The sequence below is a fragment of the Pontixanthobacter luteolus genome, from assembly GCF_009828095.1.
GTDB lineage: Bacteria > Pseudomonadota > Alphaproteobacteria > Sphingomonadales > Sphingomonadaceae > Pontixanthobacter > Pontixanthobacter luteolus.
In genome coordinates this window covers 225673-248362 of record NZ_WTYP01000001.1, presented here as the reverse complement: position 1 = coordinate 248362, position 22690 = coordinate 225673, and the positions used below count along the sequence as shown (strand labels likewise).

The following is a 22690-nucleotide window of genomic DNA, read 5'->3' as shown; positions in this document are numbered from 1 at the left end:
CTGTATTGCGGCGATAGCGCCGATAAAAGAACGGCTCCCGTGTGGGAGCCGTTCCGAAACTCTTACTTACGCAGACCCAGTTTCTGGATCAGGTCGTTGTAGCGTTGCACGTCGATCTTCTTGAGATAGGCGAGCAGGCTACGGCGCTTGTTGACCATCGTCAGCAGGCCGCGACGGGAATGGTTATCCTTGTGGTTGGCCTTGAAGTGATCGGTCAGGTTCCGAATGCGGGTCGTAAGGATTGCCACCTGAACTTCTGGCGAACCGGTGTCGCCTTCGTTCTGTGCGTATTCCTTGATTACGTCCTGCTTCTCTTTAGCGCTGATCGTCATAGTCGTTTACTCCGCGACATCGTGAAGATTGAAACCCCTGACGACTTTCGCCGTCCCGCCAACAAGTTCCATCAATGCCACCGGAATTTCCCGGTGCATGGCACAATAGAGCCCGTCTGCTTGGGGCTGCCCCTCCAAGACACGGCCCTGACGGACCGCTGCTGCCTGTTGGGACGTGAGGGTAAGAGCCGGGATGTCGTCCAGCCCTGCCTCCAAAGGCAGCATTACGTCTTCAAGTCGCGCGCCCTTACCGATTTCGTTCAGTTTGTCTAGCGAAATCGCCTGTTCCTGAAGGAACGGCCCGGCCTTGATCCGCCTTAGATAGGTCACATGCCCCACGGTTCCAAGGGCGCGGGCAATATCGCGGGCCAGGCTGCGGATATAGGTCCCCTTGCTGACATGGGCAGTCAGGGTCACGGCATCGGCCAATTCCAGCGGCGCGCCCGGATCGAACGGGTCCGGACGGCCAGATGTTGTTGCAAAGGCGGAGACTACACCTCTGCCTGGCTCATAGCCGGACCCCATCGTGAGCGAGTGGATGGTTACCGCGCGGGTTTTCATCTCCACTTCTTCACCGGCCCGAGCAAGATCGTAGGCGCGCTTGCCATCGATTTTCAGTGCGGAATATTTGGGCGGCACTTGCTCGATGTCGCCTGTAAAATGGCTGAGAATTGCCTCGATCGCGGCCATTGGCGGGCGCTTTTGAGATGTCTGAACAACCTCTCCCTCGCTATCCAGCGTGCTGGTTTCTTCGCCGAACTGGACCGTGAATTCGTAGATCTTGCTCGCATCGAGCATACGCCCGGCCAGCTTGGTTGCCTCGCCCAGCGCAATCGGCAGCACGCCCTCGGCCAGCGGGTCCAGCGTACCGCCATGTCCAACCTTGGTTTTGGCATAACCGCCCTCACGCAAGTTGCGCTTCACCGCGCCCACAGCCTGAGTGGACCCTAGCCCGCGCGGTTTATCGAGAATGATCCAGCCGGAAAGCGGGTGTTTGGGCCTGGGGGTGTCAGTCATACCGCTTCAGGGTGGGGTGCGCCGTCACCAATCGCAAGCTGCGCGTTCTGACCGAAAATCAGTTTGTTTACGGCCAACGACACGGCAATCGACAGTAGCAGCGTTACCGCCATGCCGTGGATGTAGTGGGCAGGCTCCCACACCATGCTCCAGAAACCGTAGAAGACAACGCCCGCGACCACCCCGATCATCGCCGCCATCGCGCTGACATTGCGGAAGGCAAGGCCGACGATAAATGCCGACAGGATAGGCATGGATAGCAGGCCGTAGAGCTGTTGCACCGTGTTGATCAGGCTTTCCTGACTGGCAAAGAACGGCACCAGAGCGAGCGCTAGGACGGACATCACAACCGAAACGATTGCTCCCAGCCGCCCGATCTTCATCGTCTTGCCGATATACGCCTCGTGCAGATCGCACACGTAAAGCGCCGCGGACGCGTTGAGGATGGAATTGAACGTGGTCAGCACCGCCGCAAACAGCGCGGCTGCAAATGCGCCGGACATCCAGGCAGGCAGTATCTCGGCAACGATCATTCCATACGCGCCATCGGACGGGACATCGCCGAACATTTTGTAAGCCACGATGCCCGGCACAACGACGATTACCGGCACGATCATCAGCCGGATCGCCGCAGCCGCCATCACGCCTTTCTGTGCCTCTCGTATAGTTGGCGAGGCCATCGCGCGCTGGGTAATCGTCTGGTTGGTAGACCAATAAAACGTCTGGATGAAGATCATTCCGGTCAGCAGCGTATGCCATGGAATGTCGGAATCATTGTCCCCGATCAGGGTCAGCCGATCGGCCGGTATGCCGCTGAAATCGAAATCGATTGCCTGCATCGCCAGGAACGCGACCAGCAATGCCAAGCCAAGGATCAGCACGCCCGAATACGTGTCCGACACGGCAACCGCACGCAGCCCACCGAACACTGCATAGGCTGCACCGACACTCGCCAGTATAACCGAGGAGATCAGCAGATTCTCGATCCCCCCATCGATGCCCAGCATCGACAGGAAAAACCGTGATCCACCGTACAGGATCGCCGGGAGGAAGATGAAGAGATTGCCCGCGAGAAACAGGATGCTGATGAGCGCACGTATGTGCTTGTCGCCGTATTTCTTCTGCAGCAGCTCGGTCGTCGTGGTGCAATTGTTCTTGTAGTAAATCGGCAGGAAAACGAACGCGAGGATGAACAGGCCGAATACGGCGGCGAATTCCCACCAGGCCACCAGCAACATCTGGTTGCCGTTCATGCTGACAAGCTGGTCGGTCGACAGGTTGGTAAGCGTGATCGAACCGGCTACGAAATACCAGGATAGCCCACCATTGGCGAGAAAGTAGTCCTTCTCGTCCGCCGCAGCGCCTTTGCCTTTGCCCCGGCAATGCAGCCACGTGGCTAGCGCAATTAGCGCGGTGATGGCGATGAAAACCCCGACCTGAACCACATTCATTGAGGAAACTCTCCCAATCCTCTTTTATGTTCTGTGACTTGCCTAGCCCGCTTTTTGGCGAAGACCAATGTTCAAGCCGCAAATTCGCCGCTAGTGCCGGGATGTGAGCGAATTCCTGACACTGACAGGCGGCGGAACGCAGCTAATACTCTCGGCCCGCATCGGCGACCGGCCTTCCATTGTTCACTGGGGGCCAGAAATTGCTGGCTCATCACCGGTCGAATTGCATACTCTTTCGGCCAGAACGCACGCGCCGGGCGGGCCCGAAGTGCCGATTACGCCCAGCCTGCTGAACCCGATCGGCACTGGCCACCCTTCCCCCGGGATTCTGCTGCACAGTGCCGGAAAAGAATGGGCGGCCGATTTCCGTGTTGAGGAAATCGAAGACGTTTCTCCGAGCCATAAAGTCATCATCTCCCGCGACACGGTCAGCGGGCTTCGCGCCATTCACAGCTTTGTAGTCGATACCGAAACGGGCGTGCTGACCGCTTTCACTCGGCTTGAAAACCCCGGCCCGCAGGCAATTGCGATTGAATCGTGCGCCGCGCTGTGCCTGCCCCTTGACCCACGGCTGACGCGGCTGACAGGCTTTACCGGGCGCTGGGCCGGCGAGTTCCAGACAGAGACAATCTCTCGCTTCGCCGGAAGCTACCTGCGCGAAAACCGCGCAGGCCGGACCAGCCATGATTGCTACCCCGGGCTCTATATGGGCACAGACACAGCCGCAGAGCGCCACGGTCTGGCTGCCGCATTCCATCTTGGGTGGAGCGGCAACCACAGGCTGCGCGTCGATAGCGGATCCGATGGCAAGGTCTCCCTGCAGATGGGCGAATTGCTGCTGCCCGGCGAAATCATCCTGGGCCAGAACGATCATTACACCACCCCCGATTTATTCGCGGCAATTTCAGCGGATGGTTACGGCGATGTCACGCGCCGCCTGCACGAATATTGCCGCAGCAATATCCGGACCGGCATTGCCCGCAAACGGCCCAGGCCGGTGCATTTCAATACGTGGGAAGCCGTGTATTTCGATCATTCGCCGGAAAAACTTCTGTCGCTGGCACAGCAGGCGGCAGAAATTGGCGCGGAACGGTTTGTGCTGGATGATGGATGGTTCGGCGCGAGGCGCAGCGACCGCGCCGGCCTTGGCGATTGGGTGGTATCCGCCGATGTGTACCCCGACGGACTAGGCCGGATCGCCAACCGCGTCCGCGAACTGGGCATGGAATTCGGCCTGTGGTTCGAACCGGAAATGGTGAATCCGGACAGCGACCTATACCGCGCGCATCCCGACTGGGTGTTGCAGGCGGATGGGGCCGAACCAATCGCATCGCGCCATCAACTGCCGCTCGATCTGACCCGCAGCGACGTGTTCAATTATCTGGCAGAACGGATCACATCGATCGTGAACGAATACGGTGTCGGCTACATCAAATGGGACATGAACCGCGATATTCATCATCCCGGTGACAGCCAAGGCCGCGCTGCCGTGCACCGGCAAACCAATGCACTCTACCGCCTTATTGGCGACATTCGCGCGCAATGTCCGGACAATCTGGAGATAGAAAGCTGTTCATCCGGCGGGGCGCGCGCCGATTGGGAAATCCTGCGGCGAACCGACCGCGTATGGACCAGCGACAACAATGATGCTCGCGCGCGGTATTCCATCATGCGCGGCGCGGCGCATTTCCTGCCTCTGTCCATGCTGGGCAACCATGTCGGCCCGGCAAAATGCCACATCACCGGCCGAAGGTTCGAGATGCATTTTCGCGCAGGCACCGCAGTGCTCGGCCACATGGGGATGGAACTGGACCTCGATCAGGAAACCCCGGCCGACCGCGAAATACTGGCTGCGGCGATTGCGGTTCACAAGCAGCACCGCACGCTGATCCATGACGGCGATTATCACCGCCTTGAAACGCCCTCGCACATCAGCGGCGCAGGCGCCGTGTCGCGAAACGCAAGCGAGGCCCTGTTCCAGATTGCGGTCCTGGACCAGCACCCAACAACCCATCCGCCGGTGGTGCAATTTGCCGGGCTGGACCCCGACCGGTGCTACCGCATGGAATGTGTCTGGCCGGAACAACTTGCCGGACCTGCAAGCACCTTTGCGGGATCCGCCCTGATGCAATATGGCCTGCAATTGCCGCAATGCTGGCCTGACACCTGCCTGATTTATCATCTGGAAGCACAAACTTGAGCGAACCATACGACCTTCTGGTAATCGGCGGCGGCATCAACGGTGTCGGCATTGCCCGCGATGCAGCCGGGCGCGGCGCGAAAGTTCTGCTCGCGGAAAAAGACGATCTCGCCAGCCATACATCCTCGGCCAGCACAAAATTGGTCCATGGCGGTCTGCGATATCTGGAACACTATGAATTCCGGCTGGTGCGCGAAAGCCTGATAGAGCGTGAGCGGCTGCTCGGCCTGGCGCCGCATATCATCTGGCCGCTGCGCTTCGTATTGCCGCATGATGAAGGTCTGCGACCATCGTGGATGCTCAGGCTCGGCTTGTTCATGTACGACCATATCGGTGGCCGCAAAATCCTGCCCCCGACACGCACGCTAGACCTGCGCGCCCCGCCGCATGACGGCATTCTGGAAGACCGTCTCGTCAAAGGGTTCGAATATTCGGATTGTTGGGTGGAGGATTCGCGCCTTGTCGTCCTCAACGCGCTCGATGCCGAGAAACTCGGCGCGGAAATCTGCACGCGCACCGAATGCACCGCGCTGGACCGGCGCGGACAGGTTTGGATCGCCGATCTAAAAGGCCCAGATGGTTCGGTCAGGAGGATTACGGCCAGGTCCGTGGTCAATGCCGCAGGCCCGTGGGTCGATCAGGTTCTGGGCCGGGCCATCCCCGGCGAACGGCACGAGAACCTGCGGCTGGTCAAAGGCAGCCATCTGGTATTCCCGAAGCTGTATGAAGGGGATCATTGCTACATCTTCCAGAACCGCGACGACCGAATCGTTTTCGCCATCCCTTACGAGCAGGAATTCACGCTTGTCGGCACGACCGACGTCGCATTTTCGGGTGACGCCAACACGATCCAGATTTCTGATCAGGAATCAGCGTATATCTGCGATGCAATCAACGAATATCTGAAAGTAGATGTCACGCCTTCGCAGGCCGTTTGGAGCTATTCGGGAGTGCGCCCGCTCTACGATGACAAATCGCGCAACAATTCCACCGTCACCCGCGACTACGTGTTTGAATTGGACGATCCGCAGGACGCACCGCCGATCCTGTCGATTTTCGGCGGCAAGATTACCACCTATCGCAAACTGGCCGAACACGCGCTGGAGAAGCTCAAGATGCCATGGCTCGATCTGGGGAAGCCATGGACAGCGGGCGCACCCTTGCCGGGCGGCGATATTCCGGAGGGTGATTTCGGCAACTTTGCCGCGCGAATGGGCGAAGCGTACCCATGGGTTCCAGCGCCTGCCCTGCTGCGGCTGTGCCGCGCATATGGCACGCTTGTCACGGAACTTATCGGCGATGCAGACAGCTGGGCCGCGATGGGCACCGATTTCGGTGCCGGCCTGACTGAGCGCGAAGTGCGCTATCTTGTCGATCACGAATATGCGCGCACCGCCAACGATGTGCTGTGGCGGCGAAGCAAGCTGGGTTTGCACATGGACGATAGCCAGCGCCAGGCGGTCACAAACTGGTTTGCCAACGAAGGCCCGAAATGAGCACAGCGCAGGACCTGACCGCCATTGATAATATTGAGCAGGTCGAAACGGATGTGCCCGGCGGCCCCATAATGCGGCGCAGCTTTCGCAAGGTCGACGGGCGAATGCTCTATTTGTACGGCCGCGAACCGCACACTCTCGCCGTGATGCATCAACAGGATGATGCGATCGCGACAGGGGGCGAACTGCGCCGGCACCCGCTCCGCGGTGAATGGAACATCTACGCCGCCCACCGACAAAACCGCACGTTCAAACCTGCGGCCAGCGCAGACCCGCTTGCACCTACCCTGCCCGGCGGCCCGGCAACCGAAATCCCGTTCGAAGATTTTGAGCTGGCAGTGTTCGAGAACAAGTTTTCCGGACTGCATCCTCAGGCCTCGCAGCCCGCACGAATGGATGGCGCCGAAACCGCCGCCGCCGGAGGTAAGTGCGAGGTCGTAATCTACACGTCCGAAGCGCAAGGCAGCTTGCACACTATCGGTCAGGACCGCCGCAGATTGCTGATCGCGGCATGGATCGACCGCTACCGCAACCTGTTCAGCGAAGGGTGCGCCTACGTCCTGCCATTCGAAAACCGCGGAGAGGAAGTGGGCGCAACGCTGCATCATCCGCACGGCCAGATTTACGGTTTCGGCAAGGTGCCATTGGTCCAGCAATCGGCCATCGCCGCCTTCAGCCAGGGTTACGATCTGTCGGCGGAAATTGCATTGGCCATGCCCGATTACGGTCTGGCTGAAGCGGGCGGGATGGCCGCATTCTGCCCGCGTTTCGCGCGCTTTCCTTACGAAGTGTGGATTGCCCCCGAACAGCGCCGCGATGGCCCGTGGGACTGCTCCGCTGACGAACTGGACGGGTTTGCGCATTTGCTGGGCGATGTAACCCGCCGATACGACGCGTTCTTTGGCCGCCCCACGCCGTATATGTTCGCGCTGCACGCGGCACCGGCTGGCGGCTGTGAAAACTACCATTTCACAGCGCAGTTCTATCCTCTGCTGCGGGCGGCGGACCGGGTGAAATATCTCGCATCGGTCGAACAGCATACCGGCGTGTTCACGGTCGATGTGATGCCGGAAACGGCAGCCGCGGCCTTGGGAGGCGTTTGATATGAATGCGGCCGTGACATCCCCCGGACGGGTCAATCTCATCGGTGAGCACACCGATTACAATGGCGGCTGGGTGCTGCCGGCGGCCTTGTCGGTCGAACTGACTGCAACGGTAATGCCGCGAAATGACCGCAAGCTCAGCATCGCCGCGCGCGGATATTCCGGAACGGCGGAGCGCAGCCTTGATGATGAAGCCGATGGAAGCTGGTCAGACCCGGCCGTTGGCGCAATGCGCGAAGCGGAAGCGATGGGGTTGATTAGCGCAGGAGCCGACATCGCGGTTCGTTCAACCATTCCGGCAGGCGCAGGCCTGTCATCATCCGCAGCGTTGATCGTGACATTGCTGAAAGCCGCGCGAGAACTGGCCGGAAGCGCAACCAGCGATGCAGAAATCGCTGTCGCGGCAAGGCTGGCGGAAAATGAATACATGGGGGTCCCCTGCGGCATAATGGACCAGATGGCAGTTGCGATTGCCAAACCTGGCGAAGCAATGGCACTCGACACCAGCAACCTTGAATACCGCGTGGTCGCGCTGCCTGCGTCGCACCACATGGTAGTGATCCATTCAGGCCTCACTCGCAAGCTCACCGATGGCCGCTATGCCGCGAGGAAAGAGGAATGCGATGCCGCAAAAGAGGCTTTCGGAACGGATGCCCTGTGCCTGCTGGAACCTGCAGACATCGAGGCGTCCGGGGTAGATCCAGCCTTGAAAAGGCGGGCACGCCACTGCGCTAGCGAACATCGCCGGGTGATTTCGGCAATCGGTGCCCTCGAAAGCGGCGATGCGGCGCTTTTCGGCAGCCTCATGAACGCCAGTCACGCCTCCATGCGGGATGATTTCGAAATGTCCCTGCCCGAAATCGATGCTCTTGTGGATGATGCCGTTGCACTTGGTGCGGACGGCGCGCGGCTTACCGGCGGCGGTTTCGGCGGGTGTATCGTGGCCTGCGTGCAGGCTGATGCACGCGAGGCATGGCAGGCTGCCCTACTCGCGAAACATCCACGCTCACGCTATATCGACCACATTGAAGCGCGCTGATTGCGGCGATAGTCAGCCAGCAGCAATCCAGATCGCGATGGCCATGAATTTTTCCCGCATCCAATCGACGGGCGGTAGCACCACATTTTCGATGATCCCGCTGTCCGGAAATATCCATGTGATCGCAATCAAGCCAACCAGCAGCAGCATTCCGGCCCGCTGCAATTTGGCATAATGCACCGCCAGTGATCGCGGCAGCAGACCCTGCACAATGTGCGAGCCGTCAAATGGCGGGATCGGCAACAGGTTGAACAGCGCCAGAAAGATATTGATCGTAATGAAGTAATTGAGCGCCGTGATCGCCCAGCCCAGCGCACCGGTTGGCGGCTCCGTCAAACCAATCGCCAGCAGGCCCAGCACCACCGCACCTATCAGCCCTAGGAATATGTTCGTCGCAGGTCCGGCCGCCGCGACCGCCATCATACCGTAGCGCGGATTATCGAGCCGCTCCTGCCGCACAGGCACCGGTTTCGCCCAGCCAAAGATGGGCCCGCCCACGATTGCGAGCAAGCCGGGAACCAGCAAGGTGCCGACCGGATCGACATGGCGAACAGGGTTCAGGCTGAGCCGGTTCTGATCGCGTGCGGTGGGATCGCCCAGCGCCAGCGCCGTCCAGCCGTGAGCAACCTCGTGGAATACGATAGCGACAATCAGGCACGGGATCAGGATCGCCGCTAAAATCAGGGTTTCTGTCATGCACCCTAGATAGGGCGCACCGCGCTAACCCGCCAGTGCTTCGCTGAAATGCTTGCGGCACAGCGCGACATAGCGATCGTCCCCGCCGATTTCGGTCTGTGCGCCGGCTTTCACAGCCTTGCCGTGCTGATCCACGCGCAAATTCATGGTCGCCTTTCGGCCGCAGTCGCAAATGGCCTTCAGTTCGGTCAGCGAATCCGCGATGCCGAGCAATGCTGCGGAGCCAGGAAATAACTTGCCCTGAAAGTCGGTTCGTAGCCCGTAACACAGAACCGGCATGTTCGCCTCGTCCGCCAATTGCGCGCATTGCCAGACCTGTTCTTCGGTCAGGAATTGCGCTTCATCGATCAGCACGCAATCGACGCGGCCCTGTGTGTTTTCATCGAGCACAAATTCGAGGATATTGGTGTCGGCAGAAAACCGGTGTGCGTCACTGGCAAGGCCGATACGGCTGCTGATGGCCCCAAAACCCGGGCGGTCATCTATCGCCGCAGTCCACAGCGACACTTTCATGCCGCGTTCGCCGTAATTGAACGCAGCCTGCAGCAGAGTGCTGCTCTTACCGGCATTCATGCTGGCGTAGTAAAAATAGAGCTTGGCCATGACCCGTTCTAGCCGGGATCAAATCTCCTGTGGAGCGCAGCCGTGGAGAAATCCCAAACTAAGCGCCGCCGCCGGTTACACGCTCGCTGGCGCGGATGGCCTACCGGTCCCTCGGGATCAGGCAAACGCCCGGTGATTATTCGGTGTCGTCGTCCAGATCGCGCGCGACCTTTGGATCGTTGAGCAGCTGGTCGATCCGGCTTGCTTCGTCGAAACTTTCGTCGGGTTTGAATTGCAGTTTGGGCGCGAATTTCAGGCCCAGCCGCTTTGCCACTTCGCGCTGGAAGAAGGCTGTGTTGGTGCGCAGCGCCTTGAGCACTACGGCCTCATCCTCGCCCAGCAGCGGTTTTACATAAACGTTGGCGTTGCGCAGGTCCGGGGTCATCCGGACCTCGGTTACGCTGATAGAGGTAGCGCGCAGCGTATCGTCATGCGCCTCACCCCGTGCGAGCAGTTCGGACAGGATGTGCCGCACACGTTCGCCGACCTTCAGGACGCGAACGGATTGCTGTTCCTTGGATGACTGATTTCTAGCCACTGACTTTAACTTTCCCCCGCATCGAGCTCGTCCATTTTGGCGAGGATGCGTTTCATACTGCGAATATTGCGTGCCGTTCCGTTCATACCAAGACGCCGGGCAATGAATTCACCCGTCAGCTTGCTGGACCCAACGCCGTCCGCATAATCGATATGCAGGCATTTGGCACCTGCCGCCATGCGCTCATTGCCGCGCCCTTCGTGATCAATCTGCAGGGATTTGACCTGATGCTCTCCCGGATCATCCGGCAGAAACAAAGTGTGGACCACATTTTCAGCGCCGTCCCCAGCAAACGGATTTTCGGCAATCGTCGCGGCCAGTTCATCGCGCGTGCGCACTGTGACCATGCTGTCGATGTCGAATTCGTCCTTGACGATCCAGGCCATTTTCTCGGCCAGACCTTCTGATGGCGCCTCGTCATGCGTGAACAGCACGTTGCCGCTAGCAACCACCGTTTCAACATCGGCAAAGTCGCCATAGCGAAGTGCCGAGCGCAAATCTTCCATCAGCAAGCGGTTGCCGCCCACGTTGATACTACCAAGAAAGGCGACATAACGCATGGTCAGGCTACGCTCGCACCGGGATTGGGCGTCGGGATGCATGTCGAGGTAGAACGGGCAAGCAGGGTGCCGTCCGGTGCCATCAGTTCGGCCGCCAGATAGAGCACTCTCTTGCCTGCCTTGATTACGCGGCCGGTTGCGACCAGCTTGCCTTGCGGAACAGGGCGCAGGATCGAGAAATTCACGTCGACCATCAGCGGGGAATGCGTGCCGCCGGTGGAGTGCGTGTAGGCCCAGCCCATCGCTTCATCGAGGAAACCGGCAACGAGGCCGCCCTGCACGCTTCCGCGAGGTGTGATGAAACTTTCCGGCGCGCAGAAATTCATGAGAATTGTCTGCGATTCCTGGTCAAAGGAAACGAACTGCGCACCCATCAATTCCGCGTGTGCAAATGCCTTGGCTTCGAATGCCATCAGTCTTCCGCTCCGGGAACAGGAGTTGGAATTGCCGTGGACGTTGCGCGGGCAAGCAAATTGCCCTGCTTGTCGAACAATTCGCCTTCCAGAAATGCAATCCGGCGCCCCAGCCTGACAACACGGCCCTTGGCGGTGATGGTTTCCATCGGGACCATCCGGCAAAAACTGATGTTGCAGTCAAGATTGAGAGGCAGCAGTTCGCCATCGGTCGCGGCGAGAAGCGCCGTACCCATCACCTCGTCCAAAAACCCTCCGATCAGCCCGCCCTGCACCGCGCCCCGCGGCGAAGCGAAGGAAGGCGGCGGTGTGTATTCCACCGTCGCAGTCGCTGTCTCTTCATCGAAGGACACAAACTCCGACCCCATCAGCTCTGCTGACGGGGACCGGCGTTTGGTGAAGATTGGTGCCTGATCCGACAAGCTTCAGCCCCGATTACAGCGTGCGCTCACGCTCCTCGACTTCGAAGATTTCGAGCATATCGCCGGCCTTGATGTCGTTCGTGTCTTCCAGAACCACACCGCATTCGAGACCCGCGCGGACTTCGTCCACATCGTCCTTGAAGCGCCGCAGAGAGGCGATGGTTGTTGCCGAAACGATGACATCGTCGCGGGTGAGACGTGCGTGGAGACCCTTGCGGATGACGCCTTCGGTGACGAGCAAACCTGCCGCCTTGTCCTTCTTGCCGGACTTGAAGACTTCCTTGACCTCTGCACGGCCCATGACGTTCTCGATCTTTTCCGGACCAAGTTCGCCAGCCATTTCCTTCGCGATCTCTTCGGTCAGGTGATAGATGACGTCGTAATACATCATCCGCACCTTTTCCTTCTCGATCAACTGGCGCGCCTTCGGATTGGGGCGAACGTTGAAACCGATGATCGGGGCATTCGATGCCGCGGCCAGCGTAACGTCGCTTTCCGTGATCGCGCCGACGCCTGCATGCAGGACGCGGACCTTGATCAGGTCGTTGCCGAGGTTGTGGAGCGCCGTGTTGATGGCTTCCACGCTGCCCTGAACGTCCGCCTTCACAAGAACCGGGAACTCGACCAGATCGCTCTGCAGGTTCGAGAACATGGTATCGAAGCTGGTCGGAGCGAGTGCTGTACGCTTTTCGGTCGCCTTTTCCTGACGGTATTGGGCAACTTCGCGGGCACGCTGTTCGTTTTCGACCACGGTCAGCTGGTCGCCTGCGCCAGGTACCCCGCCCAAACCGAGGACTTCGACCGGCATTGATGGGCCGGCTTCCTTAATTTGCTTGCCCTGGTCGTTGACGATTGCACGGACCTTGCCGCTTTGCGTTCCGACAACGAATGTGTCTCCGCGCTTCAGCGTACCGCGGGTGACCAGCACTGTGGCGACCGGGCCGCGGCCCTTGTCGAGCTGTGCTTCGATCACGGTTGCTTCCGCATCGCGGTCCGGACGTGCTCTCAGTTCCAGCAGTTCAGCCTGCAGCGCAATCTTTTCTAGCAGTTCATCGAGTCCGGTGCCCTTGGTTGCCGACACTTCGACATCCTGAACATCGCCCGACATCGCTTCCACGATCACTTCATGCTCAAGCAAACGCTCGCGCACCTTTTGCGGGTTGGCTTCCGGCTTGTCGCACTTGTTGATCGCGACAATCATTGGAACGCCAGCGGCCTTCGTATGATTGATGGCTTCGATCGTCTGCGGCATGATGCCGTCATCCGCCGCAACCACCAGCACCACGATGTCGGTCACATTTGCACCGCGCTGGCGCATTTCCGTGAACGCAGCGTGGCCCGGTGTGTCGAGGAAAGTGATCTTCGACTTGTCTTTCGTTGTGATCTGGTACGAACCGATATGCTGCGTGATCCCGCCGGCTTCGCCCTTCGTGACGTTGGTGCCGCGTAGCGCGTCGAGCAGACTGGTCTTGCCGTGGTCGACATGGCCCATGATCGTAACGACCGGCGGACGCGGCCTCAGCGTTTCTTCCGGATCCTTGTCTTCTTCGACCTTGATGTCGACATCGTCTTCGGAAACCCGTTTGATGTTGTGACCGAACTGTTCGACCAGCAATTCGGCAGTGTCCTGGTCGATCGTCTGGTTGACGGTCACCATCATGCCGAGATTGAACAATTCCTTCACCAGATCGGCGCCCTTTTCAGCCATACGCTGAGCGAGCTCCTGAACGGTGATTGCTTCGGGCACGACCACGTCGCGGACCTGCTTTTCACGCGGCTTGTTCGAACCACCACCCTGTTCGCGGCGTTCCTTTTCGCGCGCGCGTTTCAGCGCGGCGAGGCTGCGCGCACGGCGGCCTTCGTCTTCGTTCAGCGCTTTGGTGACGGTCAGCTTGCCTGAACGGCGCTTGTCCGTCGCACCGGCTTTGTCCGGGCGCTTCTCTTCTTTCTTCGGCGGACGCTTTGGCTCCGGACGCGCGACAGGCGTGAACTTGCGAGCAGCCGGGGTCGGTGTTGCTTTCGGGGCAGGCGCTGGCTCAGCCGGTTTGGCTTCTTCTTCGGCATCGGCCTTGGCTTGCTTGGCCTCTTCTTCGGCCTGCTTTTTAGTCGCTGCCTCAGCCTCGGCTTCGGCCTTCTTGTTTTCTTCCTGAGCCTGCTTCTCTTCGATTACGGCCTTTTTCTTCTGCTCGTCATCGCGGCGGCGCGCGTCTTCGGCAAGACGCAGGCGCTCTTCCTCGGCTTCGCGCTGGAGACGCGCGACGCGTTCCTGCGGCGTTTCCGCATCGGCTGCGGGCCGTTTCTTGGGCGCAGACGCGGCTGCGACCGGCTGCGGTGCCGGTTCCGGCGCAGGCTCGGGTGCTGGCGCAGGTGCGGGCGTTGCCGCAGCTTCTTCACCGGGTTTGACGAGCTTGCGGCGCCGCTTCACCTCGACCGCAACCTTGTTCGTCCGGCCGTGGCTGAAAGTCTGTTTGACTTCCCCGCCATCGACCGGGCGCTTCAGGCCAAGCGGCTTCCGGGTGCGCGTCGGTTTTTTGTCTTCGTCGGCCATATAGCTCGTCTCTATCCTTCAATACTCAAATCGTCATCCCGGCGCGGTGCATCCTGCACCTCACCGTCATCCGTTAAGGGCTTTTCCGCCCGTAGGAAATGCATCAGGCGCGCAAGGATCGAATTGATCCTCCCGGCCGATCCGTCATCGGCTAACGCCATGTGAACGACATTGTCGCGGCCCAATGCCACAGACAGTGCCGCGCGGTCCAGTGGCAAGGTGATGCCACGGTCGCCCGAACCTTCCGCATCACGCCCAACGCGCCATGCCTGGTCCAGTTTCTTGCGCCCGTCCTCGCTCGCATCAGCGGCGTGGAGAAGCAGGGAAATACGGGCAGAACGTGCCTGTTCGGCAATCCTGTCTGACCCCAAGATAAGCTTTCCGGCCCGCATTTCGAGACCCAGCCGGCCAAGAAACAGTTTTGTCAGCCCATCCTCGATCATGTCGGAAAGGTTTTCCGGCAGGTTCAGCTTTGTCCCTTTAAATGCGCGCGCCAGTGCGCCGCGGAGCCTGCCCTTTGCCAGGGCCTCGTCCAACTCACGCCGTGTCACTCCGATCCAGGCACCGCGCCCCGGCGCCTTGCCAAGCGGGTCGGGCAAGACATCGTGGGAGCCATCTTCCCTTGCAGGCGAAATGGCGAGGCGGATCAGCGTATCCTTGGGGGCGATTTCTCCCGACAGGATACAGCGCCGTTCGGGGGCAGAAGCCTTGTGGCCTCGCCCCGTCGCGGTTTCAGAGATGTCGGACGCTACGCGCTCATTGTGTGGAGTCCGCATCAGCGGCCTCCTGTGGGTCGGATCCGGCCGCAGCGTCGGCAGCTGGTGCCTCGTCTACAGCAGCATCAGGTTCGTCGTCGAACCAGTGTGCGCGGGCTGCCATGATGATCTCGTTACCCTGCTCTTCGCTCAGGCCGAATTCACCAAGGACACCGCCCTTGTCTTCTGCACGCTTGCTCTGGACATCGGCGCGCATACGCGGGCCGTCTGCCGGGTTCTGGCGGCGCTTGGGCGCTTCACGCTTCTTCGCGATCAGTTCGTCCGTTGCGAGGTCCGCAAGATCATCAAGCGTCTTGATCCCGGCCTTGCCCAGAGTAACCAGCATGACTTCCGTCAGGTGCGGGATTTCGGCAAGATCGTCTTCAACACCCAGTTCGCGGCGCTCTTCACGGGCAGCCTCTTCGTGGCGCTCAAGCGCTTCGGTCGCACGGCTCTGAAGTTCTTCTGCAAGCTCTTCGTCGAAGCCTTCGATCGCTGCCAGCTCGTCCAGTTCGACGTAGGCAACTTCTTCGAGTTCGGCGAAGCCTTCTGCAACCAGAAGCTGCGACAGTGTTTCATCGACGTCCAGCTCTTCTTCGAACATCTTGGAACGTTCGGCGAATTCCTTCTGACGTTTTTCGCTCGCCTCTTCCTCGGTCATGATGTCGATCTGGTGACCGGTCAACTGACTGGCGAGGCGGACGTTCTGGCCGCGGCGACCAATGGCCAGGCTGAGCTGGTCGTCAGGAACGACAACTTCGATGCGGCCTTCGTCCTCATCGAGCACAACGCGGGCGACAGTCGCAGGCTGGAGGCCGTTGACGACGAACGTCGCGATGTCTTCCGACCACGGAATGATGTCGATCTTTTCGCCCTGCAGTTCCTGCACGACGGCCTGAACGCGGCTACCCTTCATACCGACGCAGGCACCGACCGGATCGATACTGCTGTCGTGGCTGATCACGCCGATCTTGGCGCGCGAACCCGGGTCGCGGGCAGCAGCCTTGATTTCAATGATGCCATCGTAAATTTCGGGCACTTCCTGCGCGAACAGCTTCTTCATGAAGTCCGGATGCGCACGGCTGAGGAAAATCTGCGGCCCGCGGTTGTTACGCTCGACCTTGGTAATCAGAGCGCGAACGCGTTCGCCGACACGGGCCGCCTCACGCGGGATCTGCTGATCACGGCGGATAACGCCTTCGGCGCGGCCGAGGTTTACGATCACATGGCCGAACTCGACCGACTTGATCACGCCAGTAATGACTTCGCCTGCGCGATCCTTGAATTCTTCGTACTGACGTTCACGCTCTGCATCGCGGACCTTCTGGAAGATCACCTGCTTTGCGGACTGCGCATCGATGCGGCCCAGATCGACCGGAGGCAGCGGATCGACGATGAAGTCGCCCAGCTTGGCATCGGGGTCGAGCTTCTGCGCGGCCTTCAGATCGACCTGCTTAAAGTAATCTTCGACCTCTTCGACGACTTCGACGACACGCCACAGACGCAGATCGCCGGTTTGCGGATCGAGTTTGGCGCGGATGTCGTTTTCTGCACCGTAGCGGTTACGCGCGCTTTTCTGGATCGCTTCTTCCATCGCTTCGATAACGATCGACTTGTCGATCATCTTTTCCGAAGCAACTGCGTTTGCAATCGCTAGCAGCTCTGCCTTGTTGGCGGAAATTGCACTGGCCATCAGTCGTCAGCCTTCTCTTCTTCGTCTTCTACAATATCCTCGGCACCATCGGTGACGAGAGGTTGGGTTGCTGCGATCAGCGCATCGGTGAGAATGAGCTTTGCCGCATGAATGTTTGCCAGCGGAACGTCTACCCGCCCCGCATTCTTATCCGCGATCGCGACTACATCGCCTTCGATACCCAGCAATTCGCCGCGCAGGTTACGATGCTTGCCGACCTTCTCCACCAGAGCGATCTTCGCCTCGTGACCCGCCCAGTTGGAAAAATCCTTGGGCCGGGTGAGCGGACGATCGATACCGGGCGAGCTGACTTCTAGGTGGTAAGTACCTTCAATCAGCGTCTGGCCTTGCTCCTCTAGCGCGTCGATCTTTTCCGAAACCGCCCGCGACAGCGCGGCACATTGGTCGATGACCAATTGCCCGGTGGCGGGATCTTCGGCCATGATCTGCAGGGCACGTTCGCCGTCACCGGCTTCCGAAGCGACCATTTTCACGCGCACAAGATCAAAGCCGAGTGCTTTCGCTTCGGGTTCGATTACATCTGTCAGGCGTGCCAGATCGGCCATTCGGTCTCCTAAGATTGGCATTGAAAATGACAAAGCTGTTTAGCGCCGGCCCCTTCCGGCGCCAGCCCCACTTTGCAGTCACAATGTCGGGATGGGGGTCAGATAGGCACTGTTTTGCCCGAATGCAACTTTATTCGCCGCCCCCGGCTTCATCCTGATCACCGCCTGCGCTGTCACGGTAGTCGAGCGTCCAAAGTACGTTCCCGGTTCCGATAACCAGCGGCAGGTTCATGTTGCGCGCAACATAATGAAGTATCTCGTTCGGGTGATCGTCGAGCAGATGCGCGGTGGTGTAATTTTCCGGTCCATTGATGACGTGCCGATTGATTACCGGCACATCGGTGCAGCTGTGCATGAATGCGCGCCCGGAGACGACTTTGCCGCCTGCATCGACATTGAACAGATAATGGCCTCCTAGCGGAAAGCGGCCAGGTTCAACCGGCGCTGAAAGCAGGTAGACCGGTATCTCACCAGTCTCGCTTGGCGGCAAAATAACCGTGTTCACGGCCCCGCTGGTACAAAGCTGCAATTGCTCTTTTGCACCTTGTTCAAGCGCAGCCTGTCTCGCCCCGACCTGACGCTGCAGATCACGGGAAAGCGGATGATCTTGCGGCGTTTGCATAATTTCGCCGGAAATGACCTTGCCGCCAGCCATCTCCAGCCGGGCAAACTCGTAAAGTGCCCCGTCAAATTCGGCATAGTAGACAAGGCCGATATTACCGCTGGCCAATTCCTCTGTGACATACCCTTTGATTTCCGGGTGATCGGCGAAATCGAGACGGGCGCGGACCCAGTCGGTGCCATGCCATGCCGCCTGGTCATGCAGGTAAATCTGCAAACCCAGTTCACTGGCCCGCTGGTTGGCCGCCTCCTGCTGCGGGGTCGCCTGCTCCTCCACCCCTACACCCTCGGGCAAATCGAAAGGCTGCGCGTTTGCAGCGCCTGGTGCCGCCAGCGCTGCAGCCAACAGCAGGAGAGAGAACTTGGTCATGGAATTTCCCGTTTTCACCGGAACGGCGATGTATCAGTCTTCTGCCAAGCCGTGCTTTTTGATGCAATGGCGCAGTTGGTCATATGTAAGGCCCAGCGCCTTGGCAGTCTGCCGCTGGTTCCAGCGATGTTTGCCCAAAGCGTGCTGCACGATCCTACGTTCATGATCATCCACCGCAGCGCGCAGATCGTCGATATTCTCAAGATCCGCCGCCGGGTTCTGGGCCGGTGCTGAATGCTCTGCACTTTTCGCGGCGGCCGGCGCTGCCGACCGGCTCGACGGTTCACCGGCAGGCTGCCAGGGCGAATCGAACGGGTCGAATTGGATATGGGCGATCGGTTCATGCCAATTGTCCCACCGGTAGATTGCCCGCTCCACCACATTGCGAAGTTCGCGCACATTGCCGGGCCAGGCGTATTCATCGAGCTGCTGCATCACGTGATCGGCAAAACCCGGCCAGCCATCCCAGCCGATTTCCGCGGCCATCCGGCGCCCGAAATAATCGGTGAGCACCTCGATATCGCCGTCGCGCACCCGCAGCGGCGGCAGGGTAATAACCTCGAAACTCAGCCGGTCGAGCAAGTCGGAACGGAACGTGCCCTCCTCCGCCGCCCGCGGCAGGTTTTCGTTGGTCGCCGCGACAATCCGCACATCGACATTGATCGGCCGGGAGGAACCGATGCGGTTCACCTCGCCATATTCGACGGCCCTCAACAGGCGTTCTTGTGCAGCCATCGACAAAGTGCCCAGTTCGTCGAGGAATAGCGTGCCTTTGTCGGCTTCTTCAAACCTTCCCGCGCGGGCTTTGGTAGCACCTGTGAATGCACCGGCTTCGTGGCCGAACAATTCGGCCTCGATCAGCGTTTCGGGCAAGGCTGCACAGTTCATTGTGACCAGCGGCTCTCCCCAGCGTTCGGACAGGCGGTGGAGACGTTCGGCAATCAGTTCCTTGCCGGTTCCGCGCTCCCCCACCACCAGCACGGGGCGGCGCATCGGCGCAGCGCGGCTGGCCCGCTCGACCGCATCGAGAAACGCGCCGGACTGGCCAATAAACTGGTTCTTCTGCTCCATCACCCCAACCTATAGTGAGAAATCCCATATGTTGGCAATAGGCACCAATAGCCGATTTGCGCATTACAATCCAAGTAGCTGGTTTTGTTCACTAATTCGAGTTTGGCACACCCCTTGCTATTACATGAACACAACCAATTCGGAAGGAACCAAGCCATGTTTGACCGCAGCTTTCTCCAGACAAAACTGGGCCAGGCCGCGATTGCCAGCGTTGCAGCGATGTGCGCCTTTGTCGCACTCAGCTCGCAAATGCAGGTGAGCCCGGCTTACGCCTCTGCCATGCAATGCGAAACAGTTGAGCTGGCATGAACAGGCCTTCCAGCAACAACCCGAGTGATCGGGACCCCCTAGGGCTGGAGCGGGACCGCCGACTGTCCCCCCTATCCCCCGACGGCAGACCCGCCCCGGCCCGAAATATCGTGTCGCGCTTCGAAGCAGAGGTTGAACGCCTCCGCCAGAGCCCTACACCAACACAGTCTTCACATCAGCAGGGCGGTCGCTCCGACCTGTTTAACTCCGGAGTACCCTTGATGGGAATATTCAGTCGCACCCGTGATATCATTGCCGCCAACTTCACCGACATGCTCGACAAGGCGGACGACCCGTCCAAGATGATCCGCATGATCATCCTCGAGATGGAGGAAACCCTGGTTGAAGTGCGCGCCAGCGCGGCCCGCACGATCGCCGATCAGAAAGAAATGCACCGGCATACGGTCAAGCTGGACCGGCTGCAGGCCGACTGGGGCGAAAAGGCACAGCTGGCGCTGTCGAAGGATCGCGAAGACCTGGCCCGCGCCGCGCTGGTCGAGAAGAAGAAAGCGTCCGACATGTCGGAACAGCTCAAGTCGGAAATCGCCGTGCTCGACGATGCCCTGCGCGCTTACGAACAGGATATCGCGAAGCTGCAGAACCGCCTGCGCGAGGCCCGCAGCCGCCAGACCGCCATTGCGGCGCGTCTGGAGAGCGCAGAAAACCGCGCGAAGCTGCGCACGCTGATGAGCACTGAGCGTACGGACGAGGCGCTGGCCCGGTTCGACCAGCTCGAACGCCGCGTGGATTACGCAGAAGGCCGCGCCGATGCGCTGTCCATCGCCGACAGCAGCGGCAAACCGTCGCTGTCCGACGAAATCGCTGCACTCGAAGGCTCCGACAAGGTCGACGAGGAACTGGAAGAAATGAAACGCGCGCTCGGTAAAGGCGGCGCAGAAGACAAGAAGGACTGATCAAATGGAAGAGATCATCATCATACCGGCCATTTTCATCGGCCTGCCGTGGATCATCCTGCACTACATCACGAAGTGGAAAACCGCCGCGACGATCACCACCGACGACGAGGAACTGCTGGAAGACCTTTACCAGCTGGCCAAGCGTCTGGACGAACGGATGGACACGGTGGAACGCCTGGTCGCAACCGACAACCCCGATTTCGAGCGCCCACGCCTGATGCATGACCGCGAAATCGACAATCAGAAATTGCGCGAGCTGGACCGCCTGCTCGCCGAGAAGAAGGGAGCACAGTAATGACCAGCGAACGCACCACACTGTACCGCGACAAGCAGAATGCGAAACTCATGGGTGTGTGTTCCGGCATTGCCGACTACACCGGGGTCAACGCACTGTGGATCCGCCTTGGCGTCCTGATGCTGACCTTCATGACCGGCGGTTCGACCATCCCGTTCTATTTCATCGCGGGCCTGCTGCTGAACAAGAAGCCTTCGCACCTTTACGTGGACAAGGAAGAGCAGAAATACTGGCAGCGTGTTCGCCAGAGCCCGCAGCGCACCGCCCGCGAAATCCGCAGCCGGATGCGCGACATCGACCGCCGCCTGGCCGACGTGGAAACATATTACGTTTCCAGCAATCCGCGCCTGAACGCCGAAATCGAGCGTCTGCGCTAACACTGAATTCTTGAGGGGAAATACAATGATCGGTGATCTTACAGGACTAGTGGCGGTATCAGCGCCATTCCTGATGGTTCTCGGAATAGTCTGGATATCGAAACAGAAAAAGCTGGAGGAAAAGCGCATCAGCGCCACAGCCGAGGCCAGCTCTGAAAAGGCTGCGCAATATGTCAGCCACGTCGCGGAACTGGAACAGCGCGTCCAGGTTCTGGAACGCATCATTACCGACCGCGGCTATGACATTGCCACGCAGATCGAGGCCCTTCGCGACCAGCGCGAAGTGGAAGCCAGCGATCGCGGCACTCCGCTGAACATTTCGAAGAAGGAAAACGTCTGATGCTAGCCGAAGCTACAGTAGTCCCCCATCTGCCCTGGATCATCGGAGCAGCCCTCGCAATCGGCGCTGCCGGTGTGGCCGGATGGATCCACACGACCAAGCTCAAGATCAAGCATGGCTATCCGCTCGAAGGGATGTGGGGCCAGTCGCTCAAGCCCAGCACTGACGGGCAGACCGCACAGCGCGTTACCCTGCTGACCCAGGAAAACGCCGAAATGCGTGCTGAACTGAGCGCGGTGAAAGATCGCCTCGCCAATGTCGAACGCATCGTTACCGACAGCGGATTCAGCGTCAGCAATGAAATCGAACGCCTGCGCGACCAGAGCAGCTCTGGCGCCGGTGTGCCGCTGTCCGACCGCAAGGCAGAGGTGCACGGCTAATGGGCGAACTGGCCATCATTTTCGGCTTCATCCTGATCGTGACAATCGTATCGCTTGGTTTCGGATCGTCGATGCACAAGCGCCAGATCGCCTACAAGGAACGCAAGGAAGCTATCGAGCGAGGGCGCAGCGATGCGGCCCCCTCGGCTTCGGCCAAAAAGATCGAAAAGCTCGAACAGCGCGTTCGCGTGCTGGAACGGCTGGCAACCGACCGCGGCCAGGATCTTGCTTCACAGATCGAGGATCTGCGCAGCCTTCCTGACAGCGTCTTCCAGGCTGCCGAGCGGGAGAAAGCATGATGAGCAGCTGGGCAATCGTTGCAATCGTGGCCATCGCCGTCTGGGGCGTGGTTCAGGCCATGAAAGCGAAGAACGGCCGCGAAACCGGCACAGTGGGCGACCACCAGCCGGACCGGCAGGCCGATCAGATTGCCCAGAGCGAGCTCAAGGAATTGCGTGAACGGATAAAGGTTCTCGAACGGATCGCGACCGACGCGAATACGACCGAGAGCCGCAAGATACAGGAAATCTCGCAAGAGATCGAGAACCTCAGGGACAAGTAATCGAAGCGGTGCAGGG

At 59.7% G+C, this 22690-nt stretch carries 27 protein-coding genes; 12 read left to right on the top strand and 15 right to left on the bottom strand.

Translation table 11 applies throughout. The annotated features are described in order from the left end of the window. Positions 1-62: 62 nt before the first annotated feature. From rpsO to GRI43_RS01170, 3 genes are read right to left on the bottom strand one after another with little or no spacing between them, the layout of a single operon-like run. Complete coding sequence (gene rpsO / locus GRI43_RS01180) at positions 63-332, bottom strand: 30S ribosomal protein S15 (RefSeq protein WP_160729289.1); 270 nt, start codon at positions 330-332, stop codon at positions 63-65. Between the two features lie 6 nt (positions 333-338). Next, entirely contained in the window at positions 339-1349 is a 1011-nt protein-coding gene (gene truB, locus GRI43_RS01175; protein WP_160729288.1) for a tRNA pseudouridine(55) synthase TruB, read from the bottom strand. Further along, positions 1346-2800, bottom strand: coding sequence for a sodium:solute symporter family transporter (locus tag GRI43_RS01170; RefSeq protein WP_160729287.1), 1455 nt, complete (start codon positions 2798-2800; stop codon positions 1346-1348). The genes truB and GRI43_RS01170 overlap by 4 nt, the downstream gene beginning before the upstream one ends. Positions 2801-2903: 103 nt before the next feature. Here GRI43_RS01170 and GRI43_RS01165 point away from each other — a divergent pair, with 103 nt between their 5' ends. The 4 genes from GRI43_RS01165 to galK are packed head-to-tail and all read left to right on the top strand — an operon-like array spanning position 2904 to position 8638. Then, complete coding sequence (locus GRI43_RS01165; RefSeq protein ID WP_160729286.1) at positions 2904-5000, top strand: alpha-galactosidase; 2097 nt, start codon at positions 2904-2906, stop codon at positions 4998-5000. Continuing rightward, positions 4997-6496, top strand: coding sequence for a glycerol-3-phosphate dehydrogenase (glpD, locus tag GRI43_RS01160; RefSeq protein ID WP_160729285.1), 1500 nt, complete (start codon positions 4997-4999; stop codon positions 6494-6496). The genes GRI43_RS01165 and glpD overlap by 4 nt, the downstream gene beginning before the upstream one ends. Next, complete coding sequence (locus GRI43_RS01155; protein ID WP_160729284.1) at positions 6493-7599, top strand: galactose-1-phosphate uridylyltransferase; 1107 nt, start codon at positions 6493-6495, stop codon at positions 7597-7599. The genes glpD and GRI43_RS01155 overlap by 4 nt, the downstream gene beginning before the upstream one ends. Before the next feature lies 1 nt (position 7600). After that, a complete protein-coding gene (gene galK, locus GRI43_RS01150; protein ID WP_160729283.1) occupies positions 7601-8638 on the top strand; it encodes a galactokinase in 1038 nt (345 codons plus the stop codon). A gap of 12 nt (positions 8639-8650) precedes the next feature. Here the strand turns inward: galK and GRI43_RS01145 are convergent, their stop codons facing one another. From GRI43_RS01145 to pspF, 12 genes are all read right to left on the bottom strand, one after another. After that, on the bottom strand, positions 8651-9334 hold the full coding sequence (locus GRI43_RS01145; protein ID WP_160729282.1) for a site-2 protease family protein: 684 nt from the start codon (positions 9332-9334) through the stop codon (positions 8651-8653). A 24-nt stretch (positions 9335-9358) separates the two neighbouring features. Further along, the gene (locus GRI43_RS01140) at positions 9359-9937 is read right to left on the bottom strand and encodes a thymidine kinase (RefSeq protein WP_160729281.1); all 579 of its coding nucleotides are present in this window, start codon (positions 9935-9937) and stop codon (positions 9359-9361) included. Positions 9938-10073: 136 nt separating this feature from the next. Beyond that, positions 10074-10475, bottom strand: coding sequence for a 30S ribosome-binding factor RbfA (gene rbfA / locus GRI43_RS01135; RefSeq protein ID WP_160729280.1), 402 nt, complete (start codon positions 10473-10475; stop codon positions 10074-10076). A 5-nt stretch (positions 10476-10480) separates the two neighbouring features. Then, complete coding sequence (locus tag GRI43_RS01130) at positions 10481-11077, bottom strand: DUF1697 domain-containing protein (RefSeq protein WP_235903558.1); 597 nt, start codon at positions 11075-11077, stop codon at positions 10481-10483. Further along, complete coding sequence (locus GRI43_RS01125) at positions 11038-11448, bottom strand: PaaI family thioesterase (protein ID WP_235903557.1); 411 nt, start codon at positions 11446-11448, stop codon at positions 11038-11040. The genes GRI43_RS01130 and GRI43_RS01125 overlap by 40 nt, the downstream gene beginning before the upstream one ends. Continuing rightward, positions 11448-11816 carry a PaaI family thioesterase gene (locus tag GRI43_RS01120; RefSeq protein WP_160729279.1) on the bottom strand — a complete coding sequence of 123 codons (369 nt, stop codon included), beginning with the start codon at positions 11814-11816 and terminating at the stop codon, positions 11448-11450. The genes GRI43_RS01125 and GRI43_RS01120 overlap by 1 nt, the downstream gene beginning before the upstream one ends. 67 nt (positions 11817-11883) lie before the next feature. Then, entirely contained in the window at positions 11884-14418 is a 2535-nt protein-coding gene (gene infB / locus GRI43_RS01115; protein WP_160729278.1) for a translation initiation factor IF-2, read from the bottom strand. 11 nt (positions 14419-14429) lie between these two features. Next, on the bottom strand, positions 14430-15194 hold the full coding sequence (locus tag GRI43_RS01110) for a DUF448 domain-containing protein (RefSeq protein WP_160729277.1): 765 nt from the start codon (positions 15192-15194) through the stop codon (positions 14430-14432). Continuing rightward, positions 15175-16866, bottom strand: a complete 1692-nt coding sequence (nusA, locus tag GRI43_RS01105) for a transcription termination factor NusA (RefSeq protein ID WP_160729276.1) — start codon at positions 16864-16866, stop codon at positions 15175-15177. Before nusA ends, GRI43_RS01110 begins: the two co-directional genes overlap by 20 nt. Then, on the bottom strand, positions 16866-17432 hold the full coding sequence (gene rimP, locus GRI43_RS01100; RefSeq protein ID WP_160729275.1) for a ribosome maturation protein RimP: 567 nt from the start codon (positions 17430-17432) through the stop codon (positions 16866-16868). Before rimP ends, nusA begins: the two co-directional genes overlap by 1 nt. Before the next feature lie 130 nt (positions 17433-17562). Continuing rightward, positions 17563-18423, bottom strand: coding sequence for a hypothetical protein (locus GRI43_RS01095; protein ID WP_160729274.1), 861 nt, complete (start codon positions 18421-18423; stop codon positions 17563-17565). 33 nt (positions 18424-18456) lie between these two features. Then, positions 18457-19494, bottom strand: coding sequence for a phage shock protein operon transcriptional activator (gene pspF, locus GRI43_RS01090; protein ID WP_160729273.1), 1038 nt, complete (start codon positions 19492-19494; stop codon positions 18457-18459). A 156-nt stretch (positions 19495-19650) separates the two neighbouring features. Here pspF and GRI43_RS13825 point away from each other — a divergent pair, with 156 nt between their 5' ends. The 8 genes from GRI43_RS13825 (at position 19651) to GRI43_RS01055 (ending at position 22674) form a co-directional block, all read left to right on the top strand. Further along, on the top strand, positions 19651-19803 hold the full coding sequence (locus GRI43_RS13825) for a hypothetical protein (RefSeq protein WP_202391566.1): 153 nt from the start codon (positions 19651-19653) through the stop codon (positions 19801-19803). Between the two features lie 107 nt (positions 19804-19910). Then, positions 19911-20717, top strand: a complete 807-nt coding sequence (pspA, locus tag GRI43_RS01085; RefSeq protein WP_420849992.1) for a phage shock protein PspA — start codon at positions 19911-19913, stop codon at positions 20715-20717. 4 nt (positions 20718-20721) lie between these two features. After that, the gene (pspB, locus tag GRI43_RS01080; RefSeq protein ID WP_160729271.1) at positions 20722-21015 is read left to right on the top strand and encodes an envelope stress response membrane protein PspB; all 294 of its coding nucleotides are present in this window, start codon (positions 20722-20724) and stop codon (positions 21013-21015) included. Beyond that, positions 21015-21392 carry an envelope stress response membrane protein PspC gene (gene pspC / locus GRI43_RS01075; protein ID WP_160729270.1) on the top strand — a complete coding sequence of 126 codons (378 nt, stop codon included), beginning with the start codon at positions 21015-21017 and terminating at the stop codon, positions 21390-21392. Before pspB ends, pspC begins: the two co-directional genes overlap by 1 nt. A gap of 25 nt (positions 21393-21417) precedes the next feature. Continuing rightward, positions 21418-21732: a hypothetical protein gene (locus GRI43_RS01070; protein WP_235903556.1), complete on the top strand. Its 315-nt coding sequence runs from the start codon at positions 21418-21420 to the stop codon at positions 21730-21732. After that, the gene (locus GRI43_RS01065) at positions 21732-22112 is read left to right on the top strand and encodes a hypothetical protein (protein ID WP_160729269.1); all 381 of its coding nucleotides are present in this window, start codon (positions 21732-21734) and stop codon (positions 22110-22112) included. The genes GRI43_RS01070 and GRI43_RS01065 overlap by 1 nt, the downstream gene beginning before the upstream one ends. Beyond that, positions 22112-22411 (top strand): fructose-1,6-bisphosphatase, encoded by a 300-nt coding sequence (locus GRI43_RS01060; RefSeq protein ID WP_160729268.1) that lies wholly within the window; start codon positions 22112-22114, stop codon positions 22409-22411. The genes GRI43_RS01065 and GRI43_RS01060 overlap by 1 nt, the downstream gene beginning before the upstream one ends. After that, entirely contained in the window at positions 22408-22674 is a 267-nt protein-coding gene (locus tag GRI43_RS01055) for a hypothetical protein (protein WP_235903555.1), read from the top strand. Before GRI43_RS01060 ends, GRI43_RS01055 begins: the two co-directional genes overlap by 4 nt. Positions 22675-22690: the final 16 nt, after the last annotated feature.

Coding starts and splice junctions, on each gene's coding strand:
- rpsO (WP_160729289.1), bottom strand. CDS start 332: ATGACGATCAGCGCTAAAGAGAAGCAGGACGTAATCAAGGAATACGCA.
- truB (WP_160729288.1), bottom strand. CDS start 1,349: ATGACTGACACCCCCAGGCCCAAACACCCGCTTTCCGGCTGGATCATT.
- GRI43_RS01170 (WP_160729287.1), bottom strand. CDS start 2,800: ATGAATGTGGTTCAGGTCGGGGTTTTCATCGCCATCACCGCGCTAATT.
- GRI43_RS01155 (WP_160729284.1), top strand. CDS start 6,493: ATGAGCACAGCGCAGGACCTGACCGCCATTGATAATATTGAGCAGGTC.
- galK (WP_160729283.1), top strand. CDS start 7,601: ATGAATGCGGCCGTGACATCCCCCGGACGGGTCAATCTCATCGGTGAG.
- GRI43_RS01145 (WP_160729282.1), bottom strand. CDS start 9,334: ATGACAGAAACCCTGATTTTAGCGGCGATCCTGATCCCGTGCCTGATT.
- GRI43_RS01140 (WP_160729281.1), bottom strand. CDS start 9,937: ATGGCCAAGCTCTATTTTTACTACGCCAGCATGAATGCCGGTAAGAGC.
- GRI43_RS01130 (WP_235903558.1), bottom strand. CDS start 11,077: ATGCATCCCGACGCCCAATCCCGGTGCGAGCGTAGCCTGACCATGCGT.
- GRI43_RS01125 (WP_235903557.1), bottom strand. CDS start 11,448: ATGGCATTCGAAGCCAAGGCATTTGCACACGCGGAATTGATGGGTGCG.
- GRI43_RS01120 (WP_160729279.1), bottom strand. CDS start 11,816: ATGGGGTCGGAGTTTGTGTCCTTCGATGAAGAGACAGCGACTGCGACG.
- infB (WP_160729278.1), bottom strand. CDS start 14,418: ATGGCCGACGAAGACAAAAAACCGACGCGCACCCGGAAGCCGCTTGGC.
- GRI43_RS01110 (WP_160729277.1), bottom strand. CDS start 15,194: ATGCGGACTCCACACAATGAGCGCGTAGCGTCCGACATCTCTGAAACC.
- nusA (WP_160729276.1), bottom strand. CDS start 16,866: ATGGCCAGTGCAATTTCCGCCAACAAGGCAGAGCTGCTAGCGATTGCA.
- rimP (WP_160729275.1), bottom strand. CDS start 17,432: ATGGCCGATCTGGCACGCCTGACAGATGTAATCGAACCCGAAGCGAAA.
- GRI43_RS01095 (WP_160729274.1), bottom strand. CDS start 18,423: ATGACCAAGTTCTCTCTCCTGCTGTTGGCTGCAGCGCTGGCGGCACCA.
- pspF (WP_160729273.1), bottom strand. CDS start 19,494: ATGGAGCAGAAGAACCAGTTTATTGGCCAGTCCGGCGCGTTTCTCGAT.
- GRI43_RS13825 (WP_202391566.1), top strand. CDS start 19,651: ATGTTTGACCGCAGCTTTCTCCAGACAAAACTGGGCCAGGCCGCGATT.
- pspB (WP_160729271.1), top strand. CDS start 20,722: ATGGAAGAGATCATCATCATACCGGCCATTTTCATCGGCCTGCCGTGG.
- pspC (WP_160729270.1), top strand. CDS start 21,015: ATGACCAGCGAACGCACCACACTGTACCGCGACAAGCAGAATGCGAAA.
- GRI43_RS01070 (WP_235903556.1), top strand. CDS start 21,418: ATGATCGGTGATCTTACAGGACTAGTGGCGGTATCAGCGCCATTCCTG.
- GRI43_RS01065 (WP_160729269.1), top strand. CDS start 21,732: ATGCTAGCCGAAGCTACAGTAGTCCCCCATCTGCCCTGGATCATCGGA.
- GRI43_RS01060 (WP_160729268.1), top strand. CDS start 22,112: ATGGGCGAACTGGCCATCATTTTCGGCTTCATCCTGATCGTGACAATC.
- GRI43_RS01055 (WP_235903555.1), top strand. CDS start 22,408: ATGATGAGCAGCTGGGCAATCGTTGCAATCGTGGCCATCGCCGTCTGG.